Here is a 14196-nt window from a genome sequence, read left to right as displayed (position 1 = left end):
AAAAATTAACCTTTAAACACACCCATTTTTAGGAATTTTTCCTGACGTGTTTTTGTTAATTCTTTTTCAGATAATTTACTTAATTCTTTGATGGACTTCGTAAGATGTTCACGAAGAATTTCAAACATTTGTTCCTCATCTGAATGTGCACCACCTAAAGGTTCTGGAATGATTCCGTCGATGATTTTTTGTTTTAACATATCATCTGGCGTCAATTTCAAGGCATCGGCTGCGGTTTCTTTATAATCCCAACTTCTCCATAAAATAGAAGAACAAGATTCAGGAGAAATCACAGAATACCAAGTGTTTTCTAACATATAAACTTTGTTTCCAACACCAATTCCTAAAGCTCCACCACTCGCTCCTTCACCAATCACTACACTGATCACAGGAACTTTCAATTGAAGCATTTCTGAGATATTTAAAGCAATTGCTTGACCTTGTCCTCTCTCTTCTGCCTCCAAACCTGGATAAGCACCTGGCGTATCTACAAACGTAACAATAGGTTTGTTGAATTTCTCAGCCAACTTCATTAAGCGAAGTGCTTTTCTATATCCATCTGGATTTGACATACCAAAACGACGATATTGTCTTTCTTTGGTGTTTTTTCCTTTTTGTTGACCGATAAACATAACGGTTTCACCATTTAATTTACCAAATCCACCAATCATAGCTTTATCATCTGCATAAGCTCTATCTCCATGCAACTCGATAAAATTGTTATTGGTCAAACCTTTAATGTAATCTAAAGTATAAGGTCTATTCGGGTGTCTCGAAACTTGGACTCTTTGCCAAGGTGTCAAGTTACTATATATTTCTTTTTTGACTTCTAATAGCTTAGCATCGATCTGCTTACAGCTTTCATTTACGTCAATACCGCTTTCTTCTCCTATCGAAATGCACTTATCATACTGCTCCATCAATTCCTTGATTGGCATTTCAAAATCTAAATAATCCATGGGTTGAATTTTAATGTAAAAACAAATATAAGAAATCGTAAACAACCAAAGTGTGAAAATTAATCTAAAACCTAAGATAGCTGTTTTCTTAGTCCTCTTTTAGTAAGTCTAAATAGTCATTAATTTTCTGATTGGGAACAGCCACCGCCAAGTGATAATGGGCTATTTTCCAATCACCATCAACTTTCTCTAAAACACCTGAACCTCTACAAGTCCCCATCCAAGTGTTTAACAATTCATCAAACCAAGCAGTTTTGCCATCTTTAGAAAAGAATATATGCCGATTATAAGATTCAAATGCCCAGGCTGATTCTTTAGCAAATGCTTTTACGGACCATTCTTGTAATTCTTTAGCTGTCCAATGTTCTGTTGCGTCTGTGCCGATATAAATTCCATCTTCAGCAAAAGCTCCAAAAAATGCATCTTCGTCTGCCACAGCGGCTGCATGATGCCATTCGTTTAGTACTTTATCGATTTGTTCTTTTTCTTGAGCTTGTGGAATACTGGCACATGAAGTTATTAAAACGCTTATTAATAGGATGTAAATCTTTTGCATGAAATATTATTTAAATTAAATGTACAAAAAAATGCTTCTTTTAATATCGTCAATAAAAGAAGCATTTTAAGTTTTAAATCTAACTCAACTAAAATTTTAATCTAAAGCTGGTTTGTTTTCTCTATTGGCTAAAGTCCAAGCTGTAGCAAAAATTAATTTTGTGCGTTTAGTCAACAATGGATAGTTAATTTTATCGGCAGTATCAGAATCCTTGTGATAGTCATCGTGTGTTCCATTAAAATAGAAAATTACAGGAATACCATTTTTAGCAAAATTATAATGATCTGATCTGTAGTAGAATCTATTAGGATCGTTTGGAGCATCGAATCTATAATCAAAATTCATTTGGAAGTGTTTGTTGTTCACCTCATCAGAAACTTGTTTTAATTCTTTGCTCAACATTTCTGAACCGATTAAATAAAGATAATCTTCATCATTTTTGTGCTCATCATCCACTCTACCAATCATATCTATGTTTAAATTCGTAATGGTATTTTCTAAAGGCAATAATGGGTTTTCGGCATAATAATGAGATCCGTATAAGCCTTTTTCCTCTCCTGTTACGTGTAAGAATACAATTGTTCTACGAGGCTTAATTCCTTTATCAGAAGCTTTCTTCATTGCCTTTGCAATATTCATTATAGCAATAGTTCCACTACCATCATCATCAGCACCGTTATAGGTTTTACCATTATGAACACCTAAGTGATCTAAATGAGCAGATAAAACTATTACTTCATCAGCTTTATCCGTTCCAGGTAAATATGCTACCACATTGTTAGCGTCACCTGACAATCTAGAATAAGTTCCTTGTGGAATTAATTGATAATAGTCTTGCGTTCCAGGGGCTGCAGCAATTCCTAAATCTTTATAAAAATCACGGATATATTCTGTTGCGATATACTCGAACTCTGAACCTGCCTCACGACCTTTGAATTCATCACTGGCGTAAGTGTACAGCATTTCCTTGATCTCGTTTTCCTCAATGTACTGACTCAATTCATAAGCCTGAACGCTGGTATCTTTTACCGCTACATTTTGTTGAGACTTGCAAGCAAATCCAAAAGCTAAAGCAGCTAAAATTATTAATTTATTCATATTGAAAGATTTTTGGCCTAAAACATAAATGAATTTCACCGGAATGAAATTCATTTATGTAAATAGTTGTTGTTATTATTACTTAACTAATGTCATCTCGTCGATTAAACGCTGAGCATTAGCATATTTATCGATGATGAACAAGATATAACGAGCATCAACCATGATGTTTCTACAGATTTCTGGATCATAGTTATAGTCACTCATAGTTCCTTCCCAAACTCTATCGAAGTTCAAACCGATTAAGTTACCATCAGCATCTAAAGCAGGACTTCCAGAGTTTCCTCCTGTCGTGTGGTTAGTTGCTAAGAAGTTAACTGGAATTTCACCATCTTGAGCATAATCTCCATAATCTTTGTTATTGTATAACTCAATTAATTTAGCTGGAGCGTCGAACTCGTAATCACCAGGAACATATTTCTCCATTACCCCTTTTAAAGTAGAAGTTGGCGCATAGTAAACTGCATCTGAAGGCTCATAACCATTTACTTTACCGTAAGTTACACGTAAAGTAGAGTTAGCATCTGGGAAGAATTTAGTGTCATCCATAAATTCTAACTGAGCTTTCATGTAAGTTCTCATTTTATTATTAATCTGAGCTTGAAGCTGTGATTGATTCTTAGTAACATTGTTTTCGTAAGCATCTTTCACTTTTCCAATCTTAGCAACTAAAGCATCAGATTTTAAAGCTTTTAAAAAGCTAGCCTTATTAGAGAAAGTTTTCTTAGTATCTTTTGCTAATGATTTTACAATTACAGAATTCTTAATGTCATCAGCAGTGATATTTACATCTTTAGGTTGAAATTCTTTAGGCATATTTTCTTTGTACATATCCCATAATGCTAAAGAAACTTCTTTGTCTACCATTGCATTATAGTCTTTAAATAAACCATCTAAATAACCTTCAATTCTATTGTAATACGCATCAAAACCTTCTTTTTTCTCTAATGCCAATACGTTATTTAATAAAAGGGCAACTCTAAAGGTTTCAGAATTTCTATAAATTGTCTCGTCGAAATAATCACTTGCAAAGTTATAAGGCTCGATCATTCCATTTAGCTTGTCTAAATCTGAAACTAAGCTTGGATACTCAACACATCTTTTGCTCTTTTCTGTCATACATGCCTTGCGTACTCTTTCATTAAAGTCAGCTTCATAAGCTTTCTTTTTAGCAATAGCATTAGATTTTGCTAAACCTTGATTCTCACCAATCCACTTTTTGTAGTAGTTAGCAACTCTTGCATATTTAGATGCATATTGGATTTTAATTTGAGGATCACTCTTCATGTAACCATCAATAATTTTCAATGCATTTTCTCTGATTTCAATTTTAGCTGGGTTTAATTTCGTAGTAATTTGCTCGATAGAAGAAGCTGGTAAATACTCATCTGTCATACCTGGGAAACCAAATACAAAAGTAAAGTCACCTTCGTTAATTCCACCTACATTAACTGGTAAGTAGTGTTTTGGAGTGTAAGGAACGTTATCTTTTGAATATTCAGCTGGCTTATTGTTCTTATCTGCATAAATTCTAAATACAGCAAAATCCCCAGTGTGTCTTGGCCACATCCAGTTATCTGTATCGCTTCCGAATTTCCCGATGCTACTTGGTGGGGCACCTACTAATCTCACATCTTTGTAAGTTTCAGTAATGAATAAATAGTATTTATTTCCTTTATAGAAAGGCTTAATCATTACATCTTGATATGATTCTTTTACTGTATTCGCTGTAATGATGTCGATATTATCTTTAATTCTACCGTTTCTAACAACTTCAGAATCCGTTGAACTAACACCTTGTAATACTTTATCAGTAACCTCGCGGATGTCTACAATAAAAGTAGCATCTAAACCTGGGTTTGGTAATTCTTTCTCAAAAGACTCAGCCCAAAAACCATCTTCTAAATAGTTATTTTCTACGGTTGAGTGTGATTGAATTTGACCAAAACCACAATGATGATTAGTTAATAATAAACCTTTTGGAGAAATCACCTCTGAGGTACAACCTCCACCAAAGTGAGCGATCGCATCTTTAATACTAGGTTGGGATGGGTCGAAAATATCTTTTGCAGAAATATTCATTCCCATTTCTTTCATTTCTTGTTCGTTTAATTCTGTTGGAATCCACATTCCACCACCTTGCTGGGCGAATGTAAATACACTCAAGAATAACGCAACAATGCTCAACTTCGAATACGTTGTCATCATAATTAATTCAATTTTGGTAAATATAATAAAGATTTTGTGATTGATTTTGGTGTAAAATGCTTCAAAATCAATTTTAACTTGCTTTAAAGATTTATTTTAAATAAAAAACCCACAAAGCTTAAATCCGAGGATTCAAAATTTGTGGGCTATTGGAATTATAAGCTTTTATTTAGCGAATTGTGCCGCTATTTTTTCTGCTTTTTTACTTTCAGAATAGTCGTAGAATCCTTCTCCAGACTTCACTCCTTTCTTACCTGCCATTACCATATTTACTAATAACGGACATGGAGCATATTTAGGATTTTTGAATCCGTCGTACAATACGTTTAAGATAGATAGACAAACATCTAATCCTATAAAGTCAGCCAACTGAAGTGGTCCCATTGGATGTGCCATACCTAATTTCATCACAGTGTCGATTTCCTCTACACCCGCTACATCTTCGTATAAGCAATAAATTGCTTCGTTAATCATTGGCATTAAAATTCTATTAGCAACGAAACCTGGATAATCGTTAACCTCAACTGGAACTTTTCCTAGGTTTTTAGACATTTCCATAATGCGGTTTGTCACCTCATCAGATGTATTATAACCTCTAATTACCTCAACCAATTTCATAATTGGAACTGGGTTCATAAAGTGCATTCCGATTACTTTATCAGCTCTTTTAGTTTGAGCAGCGATTTGTGTAATAGAAATTGAAGAAGTATTGGTTGCTAAAATTGCTTTCTCAGGAGCTTTTTCATCTAGCTCTCTAAAGATTTTCATTTTTAAATCAACATTTTCAGTAGCTGCTTCTACAATTAAATCAGCTTCTGTGATGGCATCATCAATAGAAGTGAAAGTAGTAATATTAGCTAAAGTCGACTTTTTATCATCTTCAGTGATTCTTTCTTTTGCAACCATTCTATCAAGGTTTTTCCCGATGGTTGCAACCGCTTTATCTAAAGCATCTTGTGAAATATCTACTAAATGTACGTTGAAATCTTTTTGAGCAAATACGTGAGCAATTCCATTACCCATGGTACCTGCACCAATAACTGTGATGTTCTTCATTTATATTTATTTTTTATTCTTTCGTTTAAATTATTTTGTCTTAGCTGATTGTAATTCCTCTAGAATTTTAATCGCACTATGTGTTAAATTAGTTCCTGGACCAAATATGGCATCCGCTCCATTTTTGTATAAGAAATCATAATCTTGCTGAGGAATTACTCCACCTACTACGATGTAAATATCCTTGTTTCCTAGTTTTTCTAATTCCTTAACAACTTCAGGAACTAAGGTTAAGTGTCCAGCTGCTAAAGATGAAATTCCTAGCACATGAACGTCGTTTTCTATGGCTTGTTTAGCCACTTCTTTTGGTGTTTGGAACAACGGTGCAATATCCACATCAAATCCCATATCTGCGAAACTAGTCGAAACCACTTTTGCTCCACGATCATGACCATCTTGTCCCATTTTAGCCACCATAATTCTTGGTCTACGCCCTTCATTCTGCTCAAATTCATCCGCCATTTTTCGAGCTTTTTTAAAGCTATCTACATCCGCTGCTGCCGATGCATAAACGCCTTGAATCGATTGAATTTTGGCTTTATGTCTTCCGAATGATTCTTCCATAGCATCTGAAATTTCTCCTAATGTTGCACGCTCTCTTGCTGCTGTAACGCTTAAAGCTAAAAGGTTTCCTTCGCCAGATTTAGCTGCTTTTTTAATAGCTTCTAAAGCTGCATCCACTTTTTCTTGATTACGAGTACTCTTGATTTGCTCTAATCTTTCGATTTGCTTTCTACGAACCTCCGTATTGTCAATAGATAGAATCTCGAATTGCTCTTGTTCTAAATTTGATTTAAATCCGTTGATTCCAACAATAATATCTTCTCCAGAATCGATGTTGGCTTGTTTTCTTGCAGCGGCTTCTTCAATTCTCATTTTTGGAATTCCAGCTTCGATAGCTTTGGTCATTCCACCTAATTCATTTACCTCTTGAATAAATTCCCAAGCTTTTTCTGCGATTTCTTGAGTTAAGTTTTCAATGATATGAGATCCACCCATTGGGTCTACGGTTCTCGTAATTTGGGTCTCATTTTGAATAATTAACTGTGTATTTCTTGCAATACGTGCCGAGAAATCTGTTGGTAATGCAATTGCCTCGTCTAGTGCGTTAGTATGCAGAGATTGAGTTCCACCTAAAGTCGCTGCTAATGCTTCAATGGCCGTTCTAGCTATATTATTGTAAGGTTCTTGCTCTGTTAAACTCCAACCACTCGTTTGGCAATGAGTTCTCAGCATTAATGATTTTTTATTCTTAGGCTTAAACTCAGAAATTAATTTAGCCCAAAGCATTCTTGCGGCTCTTAGTTTAGCCACTTCCTGGAAGAAGTTCATTCCGATAGCCCAGAAGAAAGATAATCTTGGCGCAAAATCATCAATATCTAATCCTGCTTCTAATCCTGTTTTCACGTACTCATATCCGTTGGCTAAGGTATACGCCATTTCTAACGCTGGCGTCGCGCCTGCTTCTTGCATATGGTAACCTGAGATGGAAATCGAGTTGAATCTTGGAATATGTTGGGTTGTATATTCAAAAATGTCTGAAATAATTTTCATGGAAGGCTTTGGCGGATAGATATACGTATTTCTAACCATAAATTCCTTCAAAATATCATTTTGAATGGTTCCACTAAGTTGGTCTTGTGAAACACCTTGCTCTTCACCAGCTACGATGTAAAATGCCAAAATTGGCAAAACTGCACCATTCATGGTCATAGAAACAGAAATTTTATCTAATGGAATTTGATCGAAAAGAATTTTCATATCCTCTACCGAGTCGATAGCAACTCCTGCTTTTCCTACGTCTCCACGCACACGCTCGTTATCTGAATCATATCCGCGGTGTGTTGCTAAGTCGAAAGCAACCGACAAACCTTTTTGTCCGGCAGCTAAGTTTCTTCTATAAAAAGCATTAGATTCTTCGGCGGTAGAAAAACCTGCATATTGACGAATAGTCCAAGGTCTTTTTACATACATTGTTGTATACGGACCTCTCAAGTAAGGTGAAAATCCAGAAACAAATCTTTCACTTAGATCTGGGATGTTTTCATAAGCATTCTGCACTTTTAAACCATCAAATTCCTGTGTTTGGACTTTGGGTTGTTCTTTAAGTATATTAAGATCAAGTGAAATGCCTGAAAAATCTTTACGTTCTGACATAATGTAGAATTTATAATGTAAAAATAAGGTTTTTATTAAACTTAGGCTATTTTTAGGTAGAGAAAGTCGGGAGAATAGCCATCAGTGAAGTTCGATTCTTTAAAAAATATAATAAGCTTTTGCTTGGTAGATATGTTAGACTCAGAGCGCGAAAGCGATTGTACAGAAATCCTTTGGTTTGTGTGCTTCTACAAAAAACGAAGTGGAAAAGTGGCGTGCTTGCACAAACTCTTTCCACGAGATTTTTTGTAAGCACACAGGCCAAATATTGGCGGGAAAGCGCGGTTTTCTGCCGTTTTTTTTCATCCATTGAAAAAAACCTGCTGAAAATTCGCCCAAAAAAAAACTTTCAAGATAAATACATACCTTGAAAGTTTAATTAATTTTATATTAAAAATATACTGTTTATAGCTCTAATGCACGTCTGATGCTAGCATCGTCTGTACCACCCATCAATAATTCTGCTGGGTTTTCTAATGCTTCTTTAACCGTTACTAAGAATCCAACAGACTCTCTACCGTCGATAATTCTGTGGTCATAAGAAAGTGCTACGAACATGATTGGCGCAATAGAGATTCCTCCGTTTTTAACCACTGGACGCTCAACAATGTTGTGCATTCCTAAGATTGCAGATTGAGGTGGGTTGATGATCGGTGTTGATAACATAGATCCGAAAACTCCTCCGTTGGTAATTGTAAAGGTTCCTCCAGTCATTTCATCGATAGAAATTTTCCCATCGCGTACTTTGATTGCTAAATCTTTAATGTTTTGCTCAACTCCTCTGAAAGTTAACATTTCAGCATTTCTAACAACTGGTACCATCAATCCTTTTGGACCTGATACGGCGATAGAAATATCCATGAAATCGTAAGAAACTTTGTAGTCTCCGTCGATCATAGCGTTAACTTCTGGGAAAGCTTGCAACGCACGTACAACAGCTTTTGTAAAGAAAGACATAAAGCCTAATCCTACACCATGCTTAGCTTTGAACTCTTCTTTGTATTTATTTCTCAATTCGAAGATAGCAGACATATCAACCTCGTTGAAGGTAGTTAACATCGCTGTTTCGTTCTTAACAGAAACTAATCTTTCTGATAAAGATCTTCTTAAACGAGATAATTTCTTGCGCTCCACTCCTCTATTAGCGTAGGCTGGTGCAGTTCCCATAGAAGGAACAAAGCTCTCAGCGTCTGCTTTAGTGATACGACCATCTTTGCCCGTACCTTTGATTTGAGAAGCGTCGATTTCTTTCTCTGCAATAATTTTCTTAGCCGCAGGAGATGCTGAACCCGTTGCATAAGATTTTGGCTCTTCTTTAGGCGCTGCAGGTTTTGCAGGCTCTTCCTTAGGAGCTTCTTCTTTAGCTTTAGGTGCTTCTTTGTCGGCATCAGCAGGTTTTTCTGCGCTCATGTCGATAAGACAAACCACGCCTCCTACTTTTACCACATCACCTTCCTCTGCTTTAAGGGTAATAATACCACTTTCTTCTGCAGGTAATTCTAGGGTAGCTTTATCTGAATCTACCTCAGCAATTGGTTGGTCTTTAGTTACATAATCTCCGTCTTCGACTAACCAAGTTGCAATTTCAACTTCTGTAATGGACTCTCCCGGTGAAGGGACTTTCATTTCTAGTACACTCATATTTTGATGTGGTTTTTTATTCGTTTAAGTTAAATACGTTATTGATCACTCTTTCTTGGTTTACGCTCCATCTTTTATATGAACCTGAAGCCGGAGCAGCACTCGCTTTTGGCGAAATAAGCTTCCAAGGTAGTTCTCTTAGGTGCATTAAAATAAATGACCACGCACCCATATTTTCTGGCTCTTCTTGTGCCCAAACTAAATCTGCGTTTGGATAAGAAGAAATAATTTCTTGCATTTTGTCTTTATGTAAAGGATATAGTTGTTCTAATCTAACTAAAGCAACTTTTTCATCTTTAATTTCCTCTTTCTTCTCTAGTAAATCATAATATAATTTACCAGTACAGAATACAACTCTTTCTACTTTCTTTTTGCTCTTAACCTCATCTTGAATAATCGGTTGGAATGCTCCTTCTGATAATTCTTCGATAGTTGCGTTCACTCTTGGATGACGCAATAAACTCTTAGGTGTAAATATCACCAATGGCTTACGGTAATCAGCTTTCATTTGTCTTCTCAACAAGTGGAAGAAGTTAGCTGGTGTAGTACAGTTAGCAATAATCATATTACCTTGTGCACACATTTGCAGGTATCTTTCTACACGAGCCGAAGAGTGCTCAGCACCTTGACCTTCGTAACCGTGAGGCAAGAATTGAACTAATCCATTTTGGATTTTCCATTTATCTTCTGCTGCAGAGATGTATTGGTCTGTAACAATTTGTGCTCCATTGGAGAAATCCCCAAACTGTGCTTCCCAAATCGTTAAAGTTTTTGGAGCTGCCATAGCGTACCCATAGTCAAATCCTAATACAGCGTACTCAGATAATAGTGAGTTATAAATCTGCATTCTTCCTTGATCGCCTTTCAGATTATTTAATAAAATAAACTCTTCTTCTGCGTCTTCGGTTTTAATAACTGCGTGGCGATGCGAGAATGTACCTCTTTCTACGTCTTCTCCAGATACTCTTACATCAAATCCTTCTGACAATAGCGAACCATAAGCCAATAGTTCTGCCATTCCCCAGTCGATTTGGTTGTCTTCGAACACCATTTTGTGGCGTTGATCATGTAAGCGAACTTCTTTTCTAATGAAGTTTTTACCTTCTGGAAGTGTCGTAATGCTCTTAGAGATTTCCTTGATCTTTTCTGCCGGGAAAGTAGTATCGATTTCAGCTAACATTTCCTCTTCGCGACGAATGGTATAATCTTCCCATAAGTCTGGCATAAATGGATCTAAAGCATTTTTCTCAATCTTTTTCGAAGCTTCAAAATGATTTTCTAGAATATTCTTGAAGTCCTCTTCCATCTCAGCAATGAAATCATCTCCAACAATACCTTCTTTCTCTAACTTCTCTTTATAGATTTCTCTTGTATTGCTATGTTTAGCAATAGCTTTATATAATTTTGGCTGGGTAAAACGAGGCTCATCACCTTCGTTGTGACCATATTTTCTATATCCTAATAAATCGATGAATACGTCTGATTGGAATTCATTTCTGAAATCAACCGCAAAACGTACAGCGTGAATTACAGCTTCTACGTCGTCTGCATTCACATGTAAAACTGGATTTAAGTTTACTTTTGCTAAATCTGTACAATATGTACTTGATCTACCATCTAAGTAATTGGTTGTAAATCCAATTTGGTTATTCAATACGATATGAACAGTACCTCCGGTTTTATATCCGTCTAGGTCTTCCATTTGAATCACCTCATATACAATACCTTGACCAGCAATCGCAGCGTCTCCATGAATTAGGATTGGCATTGCCTTTTTGTAGTCATTATTATATTTAAGGTCAATTTTAGCTCTTGTGATACCTTCAACAACCGCGTTCACAGTTTCTAAGTGAGAAGGGTTTGGAGCTAAGTTTATCTTAACTTCTTTCCCACTTGGGGTTTTAGTTAAGGTAGATGAACCTAAGTGATATTTAACGTCACCATCAAAGAACTCATCTTCAAAATCTTTCTTTTCGAACTCAGAGAAAATCTGAGAGTAAGATTTTCTAAACACATTGGCAAGAACGTTTAAGCGTCCACGGTGTGCCATACCTACTACAAACTCCTCTACTCCTTGTTCAGCTCCTCGGTGAATAATTTCATCTAAAGCTGGGATAATAGATTCGTTCCCTTCTACTGAGAATCTTTTTTGACCAACGAATTTGGTATGTAAAAAGCGTTCAAAAGCCACGGCTTCATTTAACTTATGAAGCGCCTGTCTTTTTTCTTCCTTAGAAAGAATAGGTTGCTTTAAGTTTTTATTCAACCAATTCTGAATCCAAGAAATAATTTCTGGGTCACGAATGTACATATATTCGATCCCGATAGAATCGCAGTACATATCTTCTAGGTGTTGAACAATCTCGCTCAAAGTAGCTTTTTCACCTATTCCTAGAATGTTTCCAGCTTCGAATTTTTTATCTAAATCGTCTTGACTTAGTCCAAAATTCTCTAGATCTAGGGTTGGTGTATAAGTTCTTCTGGTACGAACAGGGTTTGTTTTTGTAAACAAGTGACCTCTCTTTCGGTATCCGTTGATCAAGTCAATGACCTTGAATTCCTTTTGAATTTCTTCGGGAACTCCGGTTACACCAGATTGGTTGTCTACAAGTTCCTGGACCGAAAAACCATTATAGCTTTGTGAGCCAAAGTCGTATCCTTGAAAGAAGGTACGCCATGAAGCATCAACCGAATCAGGGAATTGTTTGTATTTTTCATAGAGGCTATCTATGTATTCTGCATGCACAGCATTTAGAAAAGAAAATCGATCCATATTTTAATTTAATCGAATTATAATATAAGTACAAAGTTACTATTTTAATTGAAAATAAAGAATAGAAAAACTTGAAAGGTTAAAGCTATTTTCTATTGCGTTATTTATAAAAAGTATAAAAATAAAAAAAACCCACCGAAGTGGGTTCATTTATTCTATTTTTCTCTAAATAATATTAGAATTGGTATCCAATACCTACTTGGAATACACCGTTTTTGAAATCGTTGTCAGTTCCTACGTTTTCGAACATTTCAGAATCTTCGTCATAAACGTTAGATAAACCTAAGTTATATCTAGCATCGATTGTAAGACCCATTGGTGATTTATAACCAGCACCTAACAATAGACCAAAGTCTGTTCCTTTCATACCATCTGTTGCATCATCAACTGTAGTACTAATTGATCCAACTTTACTTTCGTACTCAGCTCCTGTTAAGAATCCAATCTGAGGACCTGCCTGAATGTTAAATCCGTCTGCGATATAGAATTTCGCTAATACCGGAACGTTAAGGTATTGAGTTTTTAATTCAGTACTTCCATTAACTCCTAAAAATTCTCCTTCAGTTTTTGCACCTTGTGTAGAGTACATAACTTCTGGTTGAATAGAGAATCTCTCTGAAACTGGAACCTCCACAAATAAACCAGCGTGGAATCCACTTAAAGATTTAGTATCTAATCCTTCTGGTGTATCACCTCTTAGGTTCGACATATTGTAACCAGCTCTTGCTCCAATCTGTAATGCTTCCGTATTTACATTCTGTGCATTCATTCCAATCATTCCCATTACTGCAACTGCAGCTGATAAAACTAACTTTTTCATTGTATTTAATTTTTTAAGTTATGCTGTGGTATTATTCAACTGCTGTGCCAAAGCCAATTTATCACTTGTGTTAAATTTTACGATCGCCATCTTAAAAACAACCTTTACTATGCATAAATAATTAATTTACAACTGATTAAATGGAGAATATTTTTATTAAAAAAGTTTTCAAAACTTCAATAAAATGTAACTCATGTTACATGGTTGAATAATAAAAAAGCCGTTTTGACTAAATCAAAACGGCTTTTCAAAACTCAAAACAGTAAGTTTAGAACTTATATCCTACTCCAACGTTTAGAGTATTAATCTTATAAGAGAAATCGCTAGCGCTACCAGTATAATAATTGTTTAATTGTAGTCCATAGCGTAACTCAGCCAGCAAATTAGGTGTAATATCATAACCTGCACCCACTGCTAAAGCAAAATTAAAATTAGTAAAGTCGTCTCCTGCGTCCTCGAAGAACATCATTAGTTGTGGTCCTGCTTGAATATTAAAACCTTGAGCAACATAATACTTTGCTATAATAGGTAATTGTAATCCAAACTCACCATCTAAAACTGTGGCGTTCAATGCAGGTTGAAGTTCAAATCCTTCTCCCATAGGGAATTGCTTGAATACTCCCGCATAGAAACCGACTTCTGAATTAGACGAACTAAATCCGTCAAATTCTGCTTTTGCCATTCCAACTAGAAGTCCTCCGTTGACTCCTAATCCTGTTTGTGCATTCATGGCATTCATCATAAAAAATGCTGCAACTAATAGAAATAATTTTTTCATAATACATTAAGTTTTTGTTTATCAACCACTAACATATAAATAATTTTATTTAATTATGATAAATTACGACTACCTTAACATATTATTAACACTTTTAAGTACTTCTCTAATTTAACCTCAAGCCAAAATTCTAGAGACACTTTTAATTAA

The 14196-nt window shown here is 35.6% G+C and carries 10 protein-coding genes; all 10 read right to left on the bottom strand.

What is annotated here, in order from left to right:
* Nucleotides 1-5: 5 nt before the first annotated feature.
* On the bottom strand, nt 6-959 hold the full coding sequence (locus NLM59_RS07940) for an acetyl-CoA carboxylase carboxyltransferase subunit alpha (RefSeq protein WP_304417235.1): 954 nt from the start codon (nt 957-959) through the stop codon (nt 6-8).
* An 88-nt stretch (nt 960-1047) separates the two neighbouring features.
* Complete coding sequence (locus NLM59_RS07935) at nt 1048-1515, bottom strand: nuclear transport factor 2 family protein (RefSeq protein WP_304417234.1); 468 nt, start codon at nt 1513-1515, stop codon at nt 1048-1050.
* A gap of 96 nt (nt 1516-1611) precedes the next feature.
* On the bottom strand, nt 1612-2613 hold the full coding sequence (locus tag NLM59_RS07930) for a M28 family peptidase (protein ID WP_304417233.1): 1002 nt from the start codon (nt 2611-2613) through the stop codon (nt 1612-1614).
* Nucleotides 2614-2691: 78 nt separating this feature from the next.
* Complete coding sequence (locus NLM59_RS07925; protein ID WP_304417232.1) at nt 2692-4821, bottom strand: S46 family peptidase; 2130 nt, start codon at nt 4819-4821, stop codon at nt 2692-2694.
* A gap of 165 nt (nt 4822-4986) precedes the next feature.
* Nucleotides 4987-5877, bottom strand: coding sequence for a 3-hydroxyacyl-CoA dehydrogenase family protein (locus NLM59_RS07920; protein WP_304417231.1), 891 nt, complete (start codon nt 5875-5877; stop codon nt 4987-4989).
* Nucleotides 5878-5907: 30 nt separating this feature from the next.
* On the bottom strand, nt 5908-8034 hold the full coding sequence (gene scpA, locus NLM59_RS07915) for a methylmalonyl-CoA mutase (RefSeq protein ID WP_304417230.1): 2127 nt from the start codon (nt 8032-8034) through the stop codon (nt 5908-5910).
* A gap of 405 nt (nt 8035-8439) precedes the next feature.
* The gene (odhB, locus tag NLM59_RS07910) at nt 8440-9675 is read right to left on the bottom strand and encodes a 2-oxoglutarate dehydrogenase complex dihydrolipoyllysine-residue succinyltransferase (protein ID WP_304417229.1); all 1236 of its coding nucleotides are present in this window, start codon (nt 9673-9675) and stop codon (nt 8440-8442) included.
* Nucleotides 9676-9691: 16 nt separating this feature from the next.
* Complete coding sequence (locus tag NLM59_RS07905) at nt 9692-12448, bottom strand: 2-oxoglutarate dehydrogenase E1 component (protein ID WP_304417228.1); 2757 nt, start codon at nt 12446-12448, stop codon at nt 9692-9694.
* A 175-nt stretch (nt 12449-12623) separates the two neighbouring features.
* The gene (locus NLM59_RS07900) at nt 12624-13268 is read right to left on the bottom strand and encodes a porin family protein (protein WP_304417227.1); all 645 of its coding nucleotides are present in this window, start codon (nt 13266-13268) and stop codon (nt 12624-12626) included.
* 268 nt (nt 13269-13536) lie between these two features.
* A complete protein-coding gene (locus NLM59_RS07895; protein ID WP_304417226.1) occupies nt 13537-14046 on the bottom strand; it encodes an outer membrane beta-barrel protein in 510 nt (169 codons plus the stop codon).
* Nucleotides 14047-14196: the final 150 nt, after the last annotated feature.

Source organism: Profundicola chukchiensis (assembly GCF_029664245.1).
Lineage (GTDB): Bacteria > Bacteroidota > Bacteroidia > Flavobacteriales > Weeksellaceae > Profundicola > Profundicola chukchiensis.
This window is presented reverse-complemented; position numbering and strand designations above follow the sequence as displayed.

Coding starts and splice junctions, on each gene's coding strand:
- NLM59_RS07940 (WP_304417235.1), bottom strand. CDS start 959: ATGGATTATTTAGATTTTGAAATGCCAATCAAGGAATTGATGGAGCAG.
- NLM59_RS07935 (WP_304417234.1), bottom strand. CDS start 1,515: ATGCAAAAGATTTACATCCTATTAATAAGCGTTTTAATAACTTCATGT.
- NLM59_RS07930 (WP_304417233.1), bottom strand. CDS start 2,613: ATGAATAAATTAATAATTTTAGCTGCTTTAGCTTTTGGATTTGCTTGC.
- NLM59_RS07925 (WP_304417232.1), bottom strand. CDS start 4,821: ATGATGACAACGTATTCGAAGTTGAGCATTGTTGCGTTATTCTTGAGT.
- NLM59_RS07920 (WP_304417231.1), bottom strand. CDS start 5,877: ATGAAGAACATCACAGTTATTGGTGCAGGTACCATGGGTAATGGAATT.
- scpA (WP_304417230.1), bottom strand. CDS start 8,034: ATGTCAGAACGTAAAGATTTTTCAGGCATTTCACTTGATCTTAATATA.
- odhB (WP_304417229.1), bottom strand. CDS start 9,675: ATGAGTGTACTAGAAATGAAAGTCCCTTCACCGGGAGAGTCCATTACA.
- NLM59_RS07905 (WP_304417228.1), bottom strand. CDS start 12,448: ATGGATCGATTTTCTTTTCTAAATGCTGTGCATGCAGAATACATAGAT.
- NLM59_RS07900 (WP_304417227.1), bottom strand. CDS start 13,268: ATGAAAAAGTTAGTTTTATCAGCTGCAGTTGCAGTAATGGGAATGATT.
- NLM59_RS07895 (WP_304417226.1), bottom strand. CDS start 14,046: ATGAAAAAATTATTTCTATTAGTTGCAGCATTTTTTATGATGAATGCC.